At 63.1% G+C, this 16,739-nt stretch carries 14 protein-coding genes; 8 read left to right on the top strand and 6 right to left on the bottom strand.

The genetic code is table 11. The features are described from left to right. Nucleotides 1-51 precede the first annotated feature (51 nt). The gene (locus ACPRTJ_RS18760; RefSeq protein ID WP_043864581.1) at nt 52-1,506 is read right to left on the bottom strand and encodes a mannose-1-phosphate guanylyltransferase/mannose-6-phosphate isomerase; all 1,455 of its coding nucleotides are present in this window, start codon (nt 1,504-1,506) and stop codon (nt 52-54) included. A gap of 299 nt (nt 1,507-1,805) precedes the next feature. On the opposite strand from ACPRTJ_RS18760, the gene yegS reads away from it, so the two are divergent. Beyond that, nucleotides 1,806-2,705, top strand: coding sequence for a lipid kinase YegS (gene yegS, locus ACPRTJ_RS18765; RefSeq protein ID WP_043864580.1), 900 nt, complete (start codon nt 1,806-1,808; stop codon nt 2,703-2,705). On the opposite strand, the gene ACPRTJ_RS18770 is transcribed toward yegS, so the two are convergent. The 3 genes from ACPRTJ_RS18770 to ACPRTJ_RS18780 form a co-directional block, all read right to left on the bottom strand. Beyond that, complete coding sequence (locus ACPRTJ_RS18770; protein WP_043864579.1) at nt 2,689-3,348, bottom strand: response regulator; 660 nt, start codon at nt 3,346-3,348, stop codon at nt 2,689-2,691. The genes yegS and ACPRTJ_RS18770 overlap by 17 nt on opposite strands. Further along, a complete protein-coding gene (locus ACPRTJ_RS18775; RefSeq protein ID WP_043864578.1) occupies nt 3,338-4,234 on the bottom strand; it encodes a sensor histidine kinase in 897 nt (298 codons plus the stop codon). The genes ACPRTJ_RS18770 and ACPRTJ_RS18775 overlap by 11 nt, the downstream gene beginning before the upstream one ends. Before the next feature lie 459 nt (nt 4,235-4,693). Next, complete coding sequence (locus ACPRTJ_RS18780) at nt 4,694-5,155, bottom strand: hypothetical protein (protein ID WP_043864577.1); 462 nt, start codon at nt 5,153-5,155, stop codon at nt 4,694-4,696. A 395-nt stretch (nt 5,156-5,550) separates the two neighbouring features. On the opposite strand from ACPRTJ_RS18780, the gene ACPRTJ_RS18785 reads away from it, so the two are divergent. Together ACPRTJ_RS18785 and ACPRTJ_RS18790 are read left to right on the top strand one after the other, a co-directional pair. Continuing rightward, the gene (locus tag ACPRTJ_RS18785) at nt 5,551-6,486 is read left to right on the top strand and encodes a chemotaxis protein CheV (protein ID WP_043864576.1); all 936 of its coding nucleotides are present in this window, start codon (nt 5,551-5,553) and stop codon (nt 6,484-6,486) included. 75 nt (nt 6,487-6,561) lie between these two features. After that, nucleotides 6,562-7,365, top strand: coding sequence for an MOSC domain-containing protein (locus ACPRTJ_RS18790; RefSeq protein ID WP_196932507.1), 804 nt, complete (start codon nt 6,562-6,564; stop codon nt 7,363-7,365). Between the two features lie 97 nt (nt 7,366-7,462). On the opposite strand, the gene ACPRTJ_RS18795 is transcribed toward ACPRTJ_RS18790, so the two are convergent. Then, entirely contained in the window at nt 7,463-9,391 is a 1,929-nt protein-coding gene (locus ACPRTJ_RS18795; protein ID WP_426427173.1) for a transglycosylase SLT domain-containing protein, read from the bottom strand. Nucleotides 9,392-9,601: 210 nt separating this feature from the next. Here ACPRTJ_RS18795 and ACPRTJ_RS18800 point away from each other — a divergent pair, with 210 nt between their 5' ends. Continuing rightward, entirely contained in the window at nt 9,602-11,521 is a 1,920-nt protein-coding gene (locus ACPRTJ_RS18800) for an ATP-binding cassette domain-containing protein (RefSeq protein WP_043864573.1), read from the top strand. Between the two features lie 42 nt (nt 11,522-11,563). Here ACPRTJ_RS18800 and ACPRTJ_RS18805 read toward each other — a convergent pair whose 3' ends face one another. Further along, the gene (locus ACPRTJ_RS18805) at nt 11,564-12,007 is read right to left on the bottom strand and encodes a universal stress protein (RefSeq protein ID WP_043864572.1); all 444 of its coding nucleotides are present in this window, start codon (nt 12,005-12,007) and stop codon (nt 11,564-11,566) included. A gap of 108 nt (nt 12,008-12,115) precedes the next feature. Here ACPRTJ_RS18805 and ACPRTJ_RS18810 point away from each other — a divergent pair, with 108 nt between their 5' ends. From ACPRTJ_RS18810 to ACPRTJ_RS18825, 4 genes are all read left to right on the top strand, one after another. Then, nucleotides 12,116-12,553: a hypothetical protein gene (locus ACPRTJ_RS18810; protein WP_043864571.1), complete on the top strand. Its 438-nt coding sequence runs from the start codon at nt 12,116-12,118 to the stop codon at nt 12,551-12,553. Between the two features lie 439 nt (nt 12,554-12,992). Beyond that, a complete protein-coding gene (fadB, locus tag ACPRTJ_RS18815) occupies nt 12,993-15,140 on the top strand; it encodes a fatty acid oxidation complex subunit alpha FadB (RefSeq protein ID WP_043864570.1) in 2,148 nt (715 codons plus the stop codon). A 29-nt stretch (nt 15,141-15,169) separates the two neighbouring features. Further along, nucleotides 15,170-16,345, top strand: a complete 1,176-nt coding sequence (gene fadA, locus ACPRTJ_RS18820) for an acetyl-CoA C-acyltransferase FadA (protein ID WP_043864569.1) — start codon at nt 15,170-15,172, stop codon at nt 16,343-16,345. 79 nt (nt 16,346-16,424) lie between these two features. After that, complete coding sequence (locus ACPRTJ_RS18825) at nt 16,425-16,676, top strand: DUF1653 domain-containing protein (protein ID WP_043864568.1); 252 nt, start codon at nt 16,425-16,427, stop codon at nt 16,674-16,676. Nucleotides 16,677-16,739: the final 63 nt, after the last annotated feature.

Genomic DNA, 16,739 nt, shown 5'->3' on the forward strand with positions numbered 1-16,739 from the left:
CTTGCCGCAGGGGCGTCGACAGGCTGAATGCGAAAACGCGCCTGGCGGGCCTCAGCCGATCGCTGCTGCCGGGGCGCGTCCATAGATATCAGTAAAGCGCACGATGTCGTCCTCGCCCAGGTATTCGCCGCTTTGCACCTCGATCATTACCAGATCGATCACCCCGGGGTTGCTCAGGCGATGCTCGCGCCCCGGCTTGATGAAGGTCGACTCGTTGGTGTCGAGCAGAAATTCCTCTTCGCCGTTGGTCACGCAGGCCATGCCGCTGACCACGATCCAGTGTTCGCTGCGGTGATGGTGCATCTGCAGGGACAGGCAGGCCTGCGGGCGTACCATGATGCGCTTGATCTTGAAGCGCGGGCCTTCCTCGAGCACGGTGTAGGTGCCCCAGGGGCGCGTCACGGTGCGGTGCAGGCGATAGGCGTCGTGGTCCTGGCGCTTGAGCTGCTGGGCAATCAGCTTGACCTCCTGGCTGCGGCTCGCGTCGGCGATCAGCAGGGCGTCGGGGGTGTCGATGATGATCAGGTTGTCCAGGCCGATGGCGCCCACCAGGCGGCGAGGCGAATCGATGTAGCAGTTGCTCACGTCGTGCAGCACGGTCTCGCCGTTGCACTGGTTGCCCTGGGCATCGCCCTGGGCCAGGCTGCGCACCGCCCGCCAGCAGCCGATGTCACTCCAGCCCAACTGGCTGGGCAGCACTGCCACCTGGGTGGAACGCTCCATCACGGCGTAGTCGATGGAGATGTCGGCAACCTGCGCGAAGCTGGTGGCATCCAGTTCCAGTTGCAGGCTGTTGCTGCCCTGTTTGCTCTGGCTCAGCCCCAGGCATTCGCCGACCGCATCCAGAACCTGCGGTGCGTGCTGCTGCAGTTCGCGCAGGATGGCATCTGCACGCATGCAGAACATGCCGGCGTTCCACAGGTGCTGGCCGCCCTCGACATAGCGCTGGGCGGTCTCTGCGTTCGGCTTTTCGACGAAGCGCTCCACGCGATAGCCATGGGCATCCAGGGCCTGGCCCTTCTCGATGTAGCCGAAGCCGGTTTCCGGTTGAGTGGGCACCAGGCCGAAGGTGGTCAGCCAGCCTTGCTCGGCCAGGGCGCGGGCGCGCTCCACGGCCTCTTCGAAGGCTGCCTGGTCGGTGATCAGGTGGTCGGCGGGCAGCACCAGCAGGTGGGCGTCTTCGCCGTATTCACGGGCGCAGTGCAGGGCGGCGGCGGCAATCGCCGGGGCCGTGTTGCGCCCGCAGGGCTCGAGAATGAAGTCCAGCGCGATGCCGGGCTGTTTGAGCTGGCGGTATTCATCCTGGGTGCGGAAGAACACTTCGCGATTGGTGACGGTGAGTACGCGGGCCACATCCTTGAGTGCGCAGGCACGCAGGAAGGTTTTCTGCAGCAGGCTCTGGCCATCGGGCATGCGCATGAAGGGCTTGGGCATGGCCTCGCGTGAAACCGGCCACAATCGGGTGCCGGCTCCACCGGCAATGATGCAAGGGATCAGTGTGCTCATTTCACTCAGCCTCGTGTTCTGGGCACCGCTAGGCGGTGTGATAACAGGGAAAAGGTGAACCTGGCAGGCGCTTTGCTCAATGAGTCAAAAAAGTGACTTTTATCACTGGCATCGTCCGTGAAGGCCAAATATTTGTCGAATGATGCACATCGATTGAGAATCTTTCAATGGCAATTGTGTGAAAGCGCTGTTTTTGACGTGGTCCGCATGCAACGGAACCGTGTTGTAATCGGTCGATATACACGGGCGTCATCTGACGCGGCACCGCCGTCGGCGGTGATCAATGCGGGGGAGCAGTTATGGGTGAGCGCAGGGCATTGTTGATTCTGCATGGCAAGCAGGCCATGAACGACGAGGTGCGCGCGGCGGTAATGGGCTTGCGCGAGCGCGGCTGGCAGCTCGATGTTCGACTCACCTGGGAGGGGGGCGATGCCCAGCGCCTGGTGCACGAGGCGCTGGCGGCGGGGTACCCGCATCTGGTGGCCGGTGGTGGCGACGGTACCCTGCGCGATGTGGCAGAGGCGCTGGCCCAGGCCCGGGGTGATGCCAGCCTGGCGCTATTGCCGCTGGGTACCGCCAACGATTTCGCACGGGCTGCCGGTGTGCCGCTGGAGCCGGACCAGGCTCTGAACCTGCTGGAGTTGCCGGCGCGTGCGATCGACCTGGGCGAGGTGGGCGGGCAGGTGTTCCTCAACATGGCCACCGGCGGTTTCGGCAGCCAGGTCACGGCCAGCACTTCCGAGGACCTGAAGAAGGTGATCGGTGCCGCGGCCTATCTGTTCACCGGGCTGTCGCGTTTCAGCGAGCTGCGTGCGGCCTCGGTGGAGCTGCAAGGTCCGGATTTTCACTGGCAAGGTCAGTTGCTGGCCCTGGGAATCGGCAACGGCCGCCAGGCCGGCGGCGGGCATGTGCTGTGCCCGCAGGCGCAGGTGGACGACGGGCTGCTCGATATCAGCATCCTGCCGGCGCCGCAGGAGGTGGTCGGCACTTTGCGTGACCTGCTGAGCGAGGGCCTGGGGCTGGACAATCTGTTCGTTCGCGCGCGCCTGCCGTGGGTCGAGATCAAGAGCGCCGAAGGCCTGGACATCAACCTCGATGGCGAGCCGCTGCAAGGCGACAGCTGGCGCTTCAGTGCGCTGCCGGGGGCGCTGCGCGTGCACCTGCCCGCCGAGTCGCCGCTGCTCAGTCGTCCAGGCTGATGATCTGTTCGCGCACGGCGAACAGCACCAGGCCCGCCACGTCGTAGATCTGCAGGCGTTTCATGATCTGCGAGCGGTGGGTCTCGACGGTCTTGATGCTCAGGCCCAGGCCGTTGGCGATTTCACGGGTGGATTTGCCGCGCACGATCAGGCGCAGGATTTCCAGCTGGCGCGCCGTGAGGTTGTGGTTCTCGACGGCCTCGGGCTTGCTGCTCTGGGCGCGCAGTAACGCCTGGTTGATCACGGTATGCGCGATGGCCGGGCTCAGGTAGCGCTCGTCGCTGCGCAGCGCGGCCAGTGCCTGCTCCAGTTCGGTGGCGGTGGTGTCCTTGAGCAGGTAGCCATGGGCGCCGATTTCCAGTGCGCGCATGATCAGCTCGGGGTCGGTGTGCATCGACAGGATCAGCACCTTGCTCCGACAGCCAGCAGCCTTCAGGCGGCCCAGGGCCTCCAGGCCCCCGGTCGAGCGCATCGAGATGTCCAGCAGCACGATATCCGGGTCCAGGCGCTGCACCAGTTCGAGCAGCTGGCTACCGTCGTTGGCCTCGCCGACCACGGCGTAGCCGGGTATGTCGGCGACCAGGGCGCGTACGCCGGCGCGAATCAGGGAGTGGTCATCCACCAGCAACAGATTACAGATCATGGGGTTTACTTGTATTGGCGCGTTCACGGGCACGCGGTGGCCAGGGGAACAGTACGTCGATGTGGGTGCCCTGGCCGGGTTGGCTGTTCACGCTCAGCCGGCCATTGAGCAGGTTGACCCGTTCGCTCATGCCGGCCATGCCGCGCTGGCCCTCCTCGCCGGGGGCGGCAGCAGGCGTGAAGCCCTGGCCGTCGTCGCTGATCGATAGTGCCAGGCCTTCGGGGGTGCGCTCGATGCGCACGCTCAGGTTGCGTGCCCGGGCGTGTCGCAGAATGTTGGTGACGGCTTCCTGGGTAATGCGAAAGGCAGCGATGGCCATGTCTTCCGGAATGCCACCCAGGCGCTGCCTGCACTCCAGGCTCCAGTGCACGTCGGTGTTTTCCAGGGTGCGCAGCAGGTGCGCGCGCAGGCTCGCTTCAAGCCCCAGGCTGGCCAGTTGGCGTGGGTTGAGGATCGCCGACACATCACGCACGTTGGCCAGGGTGTCGTCCAGGGTGCTGCGCAATGTGGCGCAGTGTTCCTGCAGGTCGGCCGGCATGCGCCGTTGCAGCCAGTCTGCCTGCAGCTTGGCGGCTGTCAGCAGTTGGCCGATATCGTCATGCAGTTCGCGGCTCAGACGCTGGCGTTCGCTCTCCTGTACCTCGAGCAGGCGGTGGGCCAGCTCCTGGGGGCGCATGGCGATCGAGCGCGCGGCCTGGCGCAATTGCCAGCCAATTCCGAGCAGGGCGGCCAGCTGCAGTGCCAGCAGGCTGCCGGGCATCGGTGCCGCACGCAGGTACAGGTACAGGTTGGCCGCCGCCGACACCAGGCATAGCAGGGCGCTCAGCCAATGCAGCAGAGAAGCGCCCGGAGGGCCGCGCTTGAGTGTCTTGAGGCTTGAGAGCATAGGGAATGAAGCCACTGAAGTATCGCTGTTGAAAGCCGGTCGAATATCGCCCAACAGGCGTTTGGGGCAACGCCTGGATTTAACTTTGTGCAGTTTTGCCAACACTGGAATCAGACGATTTCAAGTGTGCTGAAAACGCCAAACTTCAGCACCGTGCATTGTCGGTGTGCAATTTGCGTCGGGCATAGTATCACTTCGCTTGGAAATGGTCGCGGGGCGTGAAAGATGTCCGAACTGTCAGTTTTACGGGCTGGTACGGTCGTTCCGGATGGCGCAAAGTCTAGCACTTTGCTATCACTGGTGGCGATACACAACTTGTCCTATATGCGCTGATATTGTTTTTGTATACAGCTGACAGAAACTCGCCGCCCACGCGTAAGTTAATGCTTAGTGTTGTGGGAAAGTGCTTTGAAATGATGTGCGGCGGGAAAATTTCCCACGCCGGTTAGTTGTGCAACTTCATGCGCCCAGGGCGGGTGCAGGGGCGGCGGGTGTGGCGGTCGCCTTGGCCGGTTCTGCGTGCAACTGCCGGAAGGTCTGTTCCAGTTCCTCCAGCAAGGCCAGTTGCTCCTGGGGGTCCAGGTTCAATTGGCCGGTGTGCGGGTCGATCAGTTCAAGCTGCCAGGCCAGCAGGCTCAGGCAGGCTTTCAGCTTGGGCAGTGCAGCGTGAAGGCGCGCGCGGCATTGCTGCGGTTCGAGCACATGACAGAGTTGGCGACAGAAGTCGGCGATCTGCGTCTGGGCCTGCAGGTGGGCACGCTCGGCCAGTGTGCCGAGGGTGTTCAGCAGGCAGTCGCACGCGTCGGTATCGTGGCCGATCAGGTCAAGGTGCGACAGGCACTCCTGAGCGCGGGTCAGCAGTACGTGGGCATCGACCTGAAAGTCGTGTAGGGCGCTGATGTCCGCAGTGGTGTCGGACATCAGTCGTTTCCTGCCAGGCGCAGACTGCGGATGGGGGCTGAAACGCCCTGGAGCCGGTGTTTTGGCAAGACGCTAGCATTGGTTGTGGACAACAAGGCAGTAGCGAGCAAAAGCCTGACTCCATTCATGCAATGAGAATGGCGTCACATTAATGGCTAAAGGATATTGCGAATATCAGGTCTCGCCCGATTGTGGCTAGGGGTTTCCCTGATGGCATTGGCTTGGTGTGATCGCTGATGACCTGCCGCGACTGCAAAACTGTCAGCGCAGTAAACCATGATGCTAAAGTGACATCAATGCCCCCCGCAGCATTTTATTTTGGGGGTCAAGCCAAGACGAACGCGGCCGATACACGGTTGATAATTCAATTTTTGCGACACGCCTGGGGGTTGTTTATGGCTGGCATTCTCGACACGGTAGACCAAAGGACGCAGCTGGTAGGCGAGAACCGTCTGGAAATCCTCATGTTTCGCCTGGCCGGGCGCCAACTGTTCGCGATCAACGTGTTCAAGGTGCAGGAAGTGCTGCAGATGCCCAAGTTGACCCTGATGCCGCAACGCCATGCGTATGTGTGCGGCGTGGTCAACCTGCGTGGGCAGACCCTGCCGGTGATCGACCTGTCCCAGGCCATCGGCATGCGCCCACTGGAGCCGGGGCCCAACAGCACCATCATCGTCACCGAGTACAACCGTTCGGTGCAGGCGTTCCTGGTGGGAGGCGTGGACCGTATCGTCAACATGAACTGGGAGGCGATCATGCCGCCGCCCACCAGTGCCGGGCGTCAGCATTACCTGACGGCCATCAGCAAGGTCGACGAGCAACTGGTAGAAATCATCGACGTGGAGAAAGTACTGGCCGAAATCGTGCCGTACAACGCCAAGGTGTCCCGCGACAAGCTGGAAGACCCGGTACTGGCGCAGGCGCGAGGGCGGGAGGTGCTGCTGGTGGACGACTCCACCGTGGCCCTGGCGCAGTTGCGCGAAACCCTGAGCCAGCTGGGGGTGAAGATGCATGTGGCCAGCGATGGCCTCAAGGCACTCAACCTGCTCAAAGGCTGGGCGGATGCCGGTGAGGACGTGTGCTCGAAGTTGCTGATGGTCTTCACCGATGCCGAAATGCCGGAAATGGACGGCTACCGCCTGACCACCGAGATCCGCAACGACCCGCGCCTGCGCAGCCTGTACGTGGTACTGCACACGTCCTTGTCGGGCAGCTTCAACGAGTCGATGGTGAAGAAGGTCGGTTGTGACAACTTTTTGTCCAAGTTCCAGCCCGACAAGCTGGTGGATGTGGTGCGCCAGCGCCTGATGCTGGACGAAGCGACCGTCTGAGCCGGCACCAAGGGCCGGGCAGCGGTTGCCCGGCCTTCGGTGTAAGCTTGCGCCTTTATCATCCGGAGCCGGCCCATGCGTCTGAGCGCGTTGTATCGTTACCCACTCAAGTCGGCCCAGGCGCAAGCCCTGGGCCAGTCGCCGTGCGGCCTGCTGGGCTTGCTGGGTGACCGGCGCTGGATGCTGGTGGAGCAGGACAACGGACGTTTCCTGACCCAGCGCGCCTACCCGCAGATGAGCCAGTTATCGGCGCTGTACGACGCCGATGGCGGTCTGGTGCTCAGTGCCCCGGGTTTTGACCCCTTGCAGGTGGCGGTGCCGCAAGCGGACGCCAATCTGCGTGGGGCGACCATCTGGCGCGACACCCTGCGCGTACCGGATGCAGGCGATGCGGCGGCCGACTGGTTGAGTCGCTTCATCGGCAAGCCGGTGCGCCTGGTGCATGTGCCCGAGCCGCGTACCCGCTATCTGCCGGCCGGCTACGGTGAGAACAGCGACCGTGTGGCCTTCGCCGATGGTTTCCCCTTGCTGCTGATCGGCCAGGCGTCGCTCGACGACCTGGTACAGCGGGTTGGGCGCCCCTTGGAGATGCTGCGCTTTCGGCCCAATCTGGTGGTCGAGGGCAGTGCGGCATATGCCGAGGATGGCTGGAAGCGCATTCGCATTGGCCAGCAGACCTTTCGGGTGCTTTCCCCGTGCACGCGCTGCATCCTCACCACCCTCGACCCGCAGACCGGCGAGCGCAGCCCCGATCGCGAACCCTTGACCACGCTCAAGACCTATCGGCAGAAGGAGGGGGATGTGCTGTTCGGCCAGAACCTGGTTGCCGACGGCGAGGGCGTGCTGGAGGTGGGGATGGCGGTCGAGGTGCTGGAATAGCGACGGGGCGCTTTGCCAGCAAGGCTGGCCCCTGCACACGCACCGTCGCCTCCACAAGGTTGCGCTTCGACGTTGCCGGCGAAGCGCTGATCACCGCTTACTGATCGTCGAAAAACCGCTCGTGCCAATCCACCAGTGGCTGCGGTGAATTGAGTTTCTGCCCGTAGATCACCGAATACGACAGCACGTTCTGCACGTACTGGCGGGTCTCGTCGAACGGAATCGACTCCACCCATACGTCGAAGCTCAGGTGATCGGCGCCGCGCAGCCACTGGCGCACGCGTCCGGGGCCGGCGTTGTAGGCGGCCGAGGCCAGCACCCGGTTGCCGTTGAACTGGCCGTGCACCTGGCTCAGGTAGGCGGCGCCCAGCTGGATGTTCTTGTCCGGGTTCAGTACCTGCGCCGGCGAAGCCAGCGGGATGTTGAACTTGCGCGCCGTCTCCTTGGCGGTGGCCGGCATCAGCTGCATCAGGCCGCTGGCACCCACGTGGGAGCGGGCATCGTCCATGAAGGCGCTTTCCTGGCGGGTGATCGCGAATACCCAGCTCGAGTGCAGGCCGCGTACCTTGGCTTCGCGTACCAGGGTGTCGCGGTGGGCCATCGGGAAGCGGATATCCAGGTCGTCCCAGTACTGGGCCTGGCTGATGGTGCGGATGGCCGGGAAGTACCAGCGCATTTCATAGGCCAGGCGCGCCTGGGCGACCATCTCGTCGCGGCTGAAATGACGGCTGACGTGGTACCACTCGCGGCGCCCGTCAACGATCTGGCCGCGGGCATGGAATTCCAGCGCGCGCCGCACGCCGGGCGTGTTGCGTACCTTGTTGATCAGTTGCTGGCTGAGCACCAGCGGCTTGTTGTTGAGCTGGTAGGGGGTCTGTGCACGATCGGCGGCCAGGAACCCGTAGAAGTCGCGCTCTCGCGCTACCGTCTTGTACAGCAGTGGAATCTGCGGGTTCTTCGGCTGCGCCAGCTCCAGGCTGCGCGCCTGCCAGTAGCGCCAGCGGTTGGTGGTGGCCAGGTCCTGGGGCAGGCGTTTGGTCAGCTCGTAGGCATCTTCCCAGCGGCCCAGGCGCAGCAGCAGGCGCAGGCGCCATTCGGTCACGGTGTTGTCGCGAAGCTCGGGGTCGTACTGGGTCATCAGGCCCAGGGCGCGGGGGTCGTAGCGCCGTGCCAGGGTAAGGCCGATTTCGCGGGCGATCGCCACCTTCTCGTCGCGGGAGAAATGCATGCGATTGGCGTAGTCGTCGAGCAGCGCCATGGCCCGCTCCGGGTCCTGGCGCGCCAGGCGGCGCAGGCCCAGGCTGACCACGTCGGACATCGCTTCGTTGACCGGGGTGAAGCGCCCGGGGTTGTTGAGCAGTTCGGGCTTCTGCGCCACATCCACCAGCAGGCGGCCTTGCGGGCCCAGGGTGTTCAGGCCTTTGATCAGGGTGTTGGCCAGGGCGTAGTTGCGCGCCTGGGCCGCGAGTTTGATGCGCTCCCAGCGCTTCTGTTCGGTCAGCTGGCCCTCGGCGTCCCAGCGGTCGAACAGCACGTCACAGGCCGCCGGCTGCGACTTGCCCACCAGCCACAGCTTGTCGGCGGTGGCATAGCCCTCGGCGCGCAGGTTGTGGCTGAGCTGATACTGGCCGTTGAGGCAGTCGAGCTCGGTGAAGTTCAGCTTGGGGTCGTAGTACTTGACGAAGGGTTGCCAGTCGCCGCGCTCTGCCAGCCAGCGCAACCAGCGCAGTTTCATCCAGTTGGCCTGGGGCAGGTCGCCATGCTCGGCAAGAAACTTCTCGATCTCGGCGTTGCTGGCGCTCTTGAGGCGCGCCGTCAGTTCGTCGTAGGCCAGGTAGGGCTCCAGCGGATAATCACGCAGGGCCTGTTCGTAACGGCGGTAAGGGCCGCTGTCGCCCTTGGCCAGGGCACGCTTGGCTTCATCGTAGTACTGGCGTTGCTGGGTGAGATCGGCGGCCTGGACGGTGCTGGCCGCGGTGGCGGAAAAAAGCAGACAGGATACGAGGCTGAGCAGGCTGCGGCGCATGATACTTCCGGACAGTTTGACCAAAACGAGTGTCGGCGGCGCCAGCACTGGTGGGATTACGTGCTTAAGCTTAGCCGTTTGCCGGGGGCGGAAGAAAGCATTGTGCTTGTATCGGCATGTAATGCAGGACTGCGGTCGGCACGCCGGTCGCGCTTAATGTGAAGCAGGCGCAACTCAGGTAGAATGCGCCCCCGGTTTTTGGAGAAGATCATGACCCTGCTCAAATTAAGCGATGTGTCCCTTGCGTTCGGCGCCATGCCGTTGCTGGACAAGGTGTCCTGGCAGATCGCCCGTGGTGAGCGGGTCTGCATCATCGGCCGCAACGGCACGGGCAAGTCGAGCATGCTGCGCCTGGTCAAGGGCGACCAGAAGCCCGACGAAGGCGATGTGTGGCGTGCCCCGGGCCTGAAGATCGGCGAGCTGCCGCAGGAACTGCCGGTGGCCGACGGGCGCACCGTGTTCGATGTGGTTGCCGAAGGCCTGGACGGTGTCGGTGCATTGCTCGCCGAGTATCACCACCTGAGCCAGAACATTCACACCGACGCCGACCTGGAAAAGCTCATGCACGTGCAGAGCGACCTTGAGGCGCGCGATGGCTGGCGCTTGCAGCAACTGGTCGACAGCACCCTGAGCCGCCTGCAGCTGCCGGCCGACAAGACCCTGGCCGAGCTGTCCGGTGGTTGGCGTCGGCGTGTGCTGCTGGCCCAGGCGCTGGTGTCCGAGCCCGACCTGCTGCTGCTCGACGAACCGACCAACCACCTGGACATCGGTGCCATCGCCTGGCTTGAAGATGCCCTGAGCGGTTTTGGCGGCGCCGTGCTGTTCATTACCCACGACCGTTCCTTCCTGCAGAACCTGGCCACGCGCATCCTCGAACTGGACCGAGGCGGGTTGATCGACTGGAACGGCGACTACGCCAGCTTCCTGGTGCACAAGGAAGCTGCGCTGGCTGCCGAAGAGACTGCCAACGCGCTGTTCGACAAGAAACTGGCCCAGGAAGAGGTGTGGATCCGCCAGGGCATCAAGGCCCGGCGTACCCGCAACGAAGGCCGCGTGCGCGCCCTGAAGGCACTGCGTGTGGAACGCAGCGAGCGTCGCGAGCGCCAGGGCAAGGCCAACATCCTGCTCGACGTGGCGGAAAAGTCCGGCAAGCAGGTGATGGTGCTGGAAAACGTCAGCTTCGCCCACCCCGATGGCCCTTACCTGGTCAAGGATTTCTCGATGGTCCTGCAGCGCGAGGACCGTATCGGCCTGCTGGGTGCCAACGGTACCGGCAAGACCACGCTGCTCAAGCTGATGCTGGGCGACCTGGAGCCAAGCTCGGGCAAGGTGGAGTCGGGCACGCGTCTCGAAGTGGCCTACTTCGACCAGTTGCGCCATCAGCTTGACCTGGAAAAGACCGTGATCGAGAACATGGCCGAAGGCCGTGACTTCATCGAGATCGATGGGCAGAACCGTCACGTACTGAGCTACCTGGGCGACTTCCTGTTCAGCCCCCAGCGTGCACGCACGCCGGTCAAGGCGTTGTCCGGTGGCGAGCGTGCGCGCCTGCTGCTGGCCAAGCTGTTCAGCAAGCCGGCCAACCTGCTGGTGCTCGACGAGCCGACCAACGACCTGGACGTGGAAACCCTGGAGCTGCTCGAAGAGGTGCTGGCGGGTTTCAAGGGCACCGTGCTGATGGTCAGTCACGACCGGGCGTTCCTCGACAACGTGGTCACCAGCACCCTGGTGTTCGAAGGCGAGGGCAAGGTGCGTGAGTACGTGGGCGGCTATCAGGATTGGATTCGCCAGGGCGGTTCGCCCAAGCTGCTCGGCGTGACCGAAAGCAAGTCGGGCAAGTCCGAGCTCAACAGTGCGGTGGTCGAGGCCGTTGCACCCGAGCCTGCGGCAGCGCCGGTGGTCAATGAAGGCAAGAAGAAGCTCAGCTACAAGCTGCAGCGCGAGCTGGAGGCGCTGCCGGGGCAGATCGATGCCCTGGAGCAGAAGATGGCTGCGGTGCAGGCGGAGATTTCCGATGCAGGCTTCTATCAGCGGCCAATCGACCAGACCACCGCCGTGCTGGCCAGCCTCGAGAAGCTGCAGGGCGAGCTGGACACACTGGTGGAGCGTTGGGCCGAGCTCGACAGCTGATATGAAGAAGGCCCGCTGTGTCCAACAGCGGGCCTTCTGGTATCAGTCGGCCTTCTTCTGCAGGCGTACCGCCAGCACATCGCACGGTGCGCCGTGCAGCACATCATTGGCGGTGGAGCCCAGCAGCAGCGCCAGGCCGTGGCGGCCATGGCTGCCGACCACGATCAGGTCGCATTTCTGGTCCTTGGCCAACTGGTGGATCTCCTGGCGAGGCTGGCCGTAGGTCAGGTGGGAATCGCCGCGGTTGATCTCCGGATACTTGTTGAACAGGCGGTCCATGCGCTCCTTGGCCTGGTCGAACTGTTGCTGCTGCAGTTGCGACAGGTCCATCGGCACGTCGCCGCCGAAGGCCATGGCCATGGGCTCGACGATATGTACCAGGGAAACCTTGGTGCCGTTGGGCGTGGCCAGCTCGCGAGCGCGCTTGATCACCGGGTCGCATTCTTCGGTCAGGTCGACGGCGACCAGAATGTGTTCGTAGGGCATGAGGGCTCTCCTGACAATCGCGATAGTTAAAGTATGGTCGGTTTCAGGCTGATCGCATCGATGTCGGCTAACCAGCTCATTTGCAAAGTCTTTATAGGAATAACAGATATGACGTTCTGGGTAGTAGTGTCAATCCTTGCGCTGATGCTCAGCCCCATGGTCTGGCTGTTGCCCTCGCGTCGCACCAGCGGGCGCATGGCCCTGCGCCTGGAGGCGCGGCGCATGGGGCTGGCCATGCAGCTCACCCCGCAGACCTGGCCGCACTGGCTGCCCGAAGAGCCGCCGCACACCTGCGCGCAGTATCATTGTGCGCGCCGTCGCGGGCATGCCGACAGCTGGAGCTACTGGCAGGTGACACCAGGGGTGTGGCTCAACCAGTGGCGCGAGCCCTGCGAGGATGCGCGCGTGCTCGAGCACCTGTCGCGCCTGCCGGCGAGTGTCTACAAGGTCGAGGCCAACCCGCAGATGATCGCGTTGTGCTGGGGAGAGAAGGGGGATGCCGCAGCGTTGCAGGACATTGCCCGGTTGCTCAAGGCGCTGGCGTGACCCGTGAGTCGTGTGATTGACCGCCAGGGCCTGCCCCATGGCGGGGCCGGCAACTGAATAAAAAAAGGCCAGGCAGGCCGGAAACTTCTTCTATGCCCTCAGTGTAGCTGCGCTTTATCACTTCGCCGCCTCTCTCGTGTGTATCCATGGCCGATCACCTGCATGAATGATGGCCAATCACCTACAGGCTGAACCCGCACCCCTTCGCTCAGAATGACCGTAAAGTCGCGTTTTGCTCGTGCTTTTGGGTATTTGACAACGGCAGGCTTTTCGGTGAATGTGTCCGTACCCAAATCAAACGGGCGTATGAATTGAGCGTTTGTATGTCACATGACGCTCGCAGAATCCCGACTATCGCGCTGACGGGTGTGCCTGGTGCCGAATTTCGTGCCAGCGTTCGGCGTGTACAGTTCAGCTTCCATATCGTGGAGATCAGTTGATGATTTACGAAGGTAAAGCCATCACGGTTAAGGCTCTTGAAAGCGGCATCGTCGAACTGAAGTTCGACCTCAAGGGTGAGTCCGTCAACAAGTTCAACCGTCTTACCCTGAATGAATTGCGTCAGGCCGTAGACACCATCAAGGCAGATGCGTCGATCAAAGGTGTGATCGTCAGCAGCGGCAAGGACGTGTTCATTGTCGGCGCCGACATCACCGAATTCGTCGACAACTTCAAGCTGCCGGATGCGGAGCTGGTTGCAGGCAACCTCGAAGCCAACAGAATCTTCAGCGATTTCGAAGATCTCGATGTACCGACCGTTGCCGCGATCAACGGCATCGCGCTGGGCGGCGGCCTGGAAATGTGCCTGGCGGCCGACTTCCGCGTCATGTCGACCAAGGCCAAGATCGGCCTGCCTGAAGTCAAGCTGGGCATCTACCCGGGCTTCGGCGGTACCGTACGCCTGCCGCGCCTGATCGGCGCCGACAATGCCATCGAATGGATTGCCGCCGGCAAGGAGAACCGCCCTGAAGACGCACTGAAAGTCGGTGCCGTCGATGCAGTGGTGGTCCCGGAGAAACTTCAGGAAGCTGCCCTGGAACTGATCAAGCGCGCCATCAGCGGCGAGCTCGACCACAAGGCCAAGCGCCAGCCGAAGCTGGAAAAGCTCAAGCTCAACGCCATCGAGCAGATGATGGCCTTCGAGACCGCCAAGGGTTTCGTGGCAGGTCAGGCAGGCCCGAACTATCCGGCGCCGGTCGAAGCCATCAAGACCATTCAGAAAGCCGCCAACTTCGGGCGTGACAAGGCACTGGAAGTCGAAGCCGCCGGCTTCGTCAAGCTGGCCAAGACCTCGGCAGCCCAGAGCCTGATCGGCCTGTTCCTGAACGATCAGGAACTGAAGAAAAAGGCCAAGGCCTACGACGAGATCGCCCAGGACGTGAAGCAGGCCGCCGTACTCGGTGCCGGCATCATGGGTGGCGGCATCGCCTATCAGTCGGCCTCCAAAGGCACGCCGATCCTGATGAAGGACATCAACGAGCACGGTATCGAGCAGGGCCTGGCCGAAGCCGCCAAGCTGCTGGTCAGCCGCGTCGACAAGGGCCGCATGACCGCCGCGAAAATGGCTGAAGTGCTCAACGGCATCCGTCCGACCCTGTCCTACGGCGACTTCGGTCATGTGGACCTGGTGGTGGAAGCCGTGGTCGAAAACCCCAAGGTCAAGCAGGCCGTGCTGGCCGAGGTCGAAGACCAGGTCAAGGCGGACACCATCCTGGCTTCCAACACCTCGACCATTTCCATCAGCCTGCTGGCCAAGGCCCTCAAGCGTCCGGAAAACTTCGTCGGCATGCACTTCTTCAACCCGGTGCACATGATGCCGCTGGTGGAAGTGATCCGTGGCGAGAAGTCCAGCGAACTGGCGGTGGCCACTACCGTTGCCTACGCCAAGAAGATGGGCAAGAACCCGATCGTGGTCAACGACTGCCCGGGCTTTCTGGTCAACCGCGTGCTGTTCCCGTACTTCGGCGGTTTCGCCAAGCTGGTGAGCGCCGGTGTGGACTTCGTGCGCATCGACAAGATCATGGAAAAATTCGGCTGGCCGATGGGCCCGGCGTACCTGATGGACGTGGTCGGCATCGACACCGGCCACCACGGCCGCGACGTGATGGCCGAGGGCTTCCCGGACCGCATGAAGGATGACCGTCGTTCGGCCATCGACGTGCTCTACGAAGCCAAGCGCCTGGGCCAGAAGAACGGCAAGGGTTTCTATGCCTACGAGGCCGACAAGCGCGGCAAGCAGAAGAAGGTTGCCGACCCGTCGGTGCTCGAAGTGCTCAAGCCGATCGTCTACGAGCAGCGTGAAGTCAGCGACGAGGACATCATCAACTGGATGATGATCCCGCTGTGCCTGGAGACCGTGCGCTGCCTGGAAGACGGCATCGTCGAGACGGCGGCCGAGGCCGACATGGGCCTGGTCTACGGCATCGGTTTCCCTCCGTTCCGTGGCGGTGCACTGCGCTACATCGATTCGATCGGTGTGGCCGCGTTCGTTGCCCTGGCTGACCAGTACGCCGACCTGGGCGCGCTGTACCACCCCACCGAGAAGCTGCGCGAGATGGCCAAGAACGGCCAGAGCTTCTTCGGTTAAGCGCCCAACGACTAGAGCGAGAATATTGTATGAGCTTGAATCCAAGAGACGTCGTGATCGTCGACTTCGGTCGTACGCCGATGGGCCGCTCCAAGGGCGGCATGCACCGCAACACCCGCGCCGAAGACATGTCGGCGCACCTGATCAGCAAGCTACTGGAGCGCAACGTCAAGGTCGACCCGAGTGAAGTCGAGGACGTGATCTGGGGCTGCGTGAACCAGACCCTGGAGCAGGGCTGGAACATCGCGCGCATGGCTTCGCTGATGACCCAGATCCCGCACACTGCGGCCGGCCAGACTGTCAGCCGCCTGTGCGGTTCGTCGATGAGCGCGCTGCACACGGCTGCCCAGGCGATCATGACCGGCAACGGCGATGTGTTCGTGGTCGGCGGTGTCGAGCACATGGGCCACGTGAGCATGATGCACGGCGTGGACCCCAACCCGCACATGTCGCTGTATGCGGCCAAGGCCTCGGGCATGATGGGCCTGACCGCCGAGATGCTGGGCAAGATGCATGGCATCAGCCGTGAGCAGCAGGACGCCTTCGGTCTGCGTTCGCACCAGCTCGCCCACAAGGCGACGGTCGAAGGCAAGTTCAAGGACGAAATCATCCCGATGCAGGGCTATGACGAGAACGGCTTCCTCAAGGTCTTCGACTACGACGAAACCATTCGCCCGGACACCACCCTGGAAAGCCTGGCGGCTTTGAAGCCGGCGTTCAACCCCAAGGGCGGCACCGTGACAGCGGGTACCTCCTCGCAGATCACCGACGGCGCCTCGTGCATGATCGTGATGTCGGCCCAGCGTGCCCAGGACCTGGGCATCCAGCCGCTGGCGGTGATCCGCTCGATGGCGGTGGCCGGCGTGGACCCTGCGATCATGGGCTACGGCCCGGTGCCGGCAACCCAGAAAGCCCTCAAGCGTGCGGGCCTGAGCATTGCCGATATCGACTTCTTCGAGCTCAACGAAGCCTTCGCTGCACAGGCCCTGCCGGTGCTCAAGGATCTGAAAGTGCTCGACAAGATGGATGAGAAGGTTAACCTGCACGGCGGCGCAATCGCCCTGGGTCACCCTTTCGGTTGCTCCGGTGCGCGGATTTCCGGCACTCTGCTCAATGTCATGAAGCAGAATGGCGGTACCCTGGGTGTTTCGACCATGTGCGTCGGCCTTGGTCAGGGGATCACCACCGTCTTCGAACGCATCTAAGCGTTTCGTTGTCGGAAGCCGGGGCCTTGTGCCCCGGTTTTTTGCTTTTTGCAGATTTTTTTTCAAGAGGGTTGGCAGCATGCAGATACAACCAGGCGTATACCGGCATTACAAAGGGCCTGAGTATCGTGTATTCGGTGCCGCGCGCCATTCCGAGACCGAGGAGTGGGTGGTGTTCTACCAGGCCCTGTACGGCGATTTCGGCCTGTGGGTACGCCCGCTTTCGATGTTCACCGAGTCGGTCGAGGTTGACGGCGAGCACGTGCCGCGCTTTGCTTTGGTCGAGGCCGAACCCGAGCGGTTTTCGCGTGCCGATGCGCAAGTGGGCTAACCTTCGGCGCTTGACCTCACTCTGTTGCCACTATATATAGCGGTGCCACGTCAGGTACCTGCC

Origin of the sequence: Pseudomonas palmensis, from assembly GCF_049942755.1 — a bacterium.
GTDB classification, from domain to species: Bacteria; Pseudomonadota; Gammaproteobacteria; order Pseudomonadales; family Pseudomonadaceae; genus Aquipseudomonas; species Aquipseudomonas palmensis.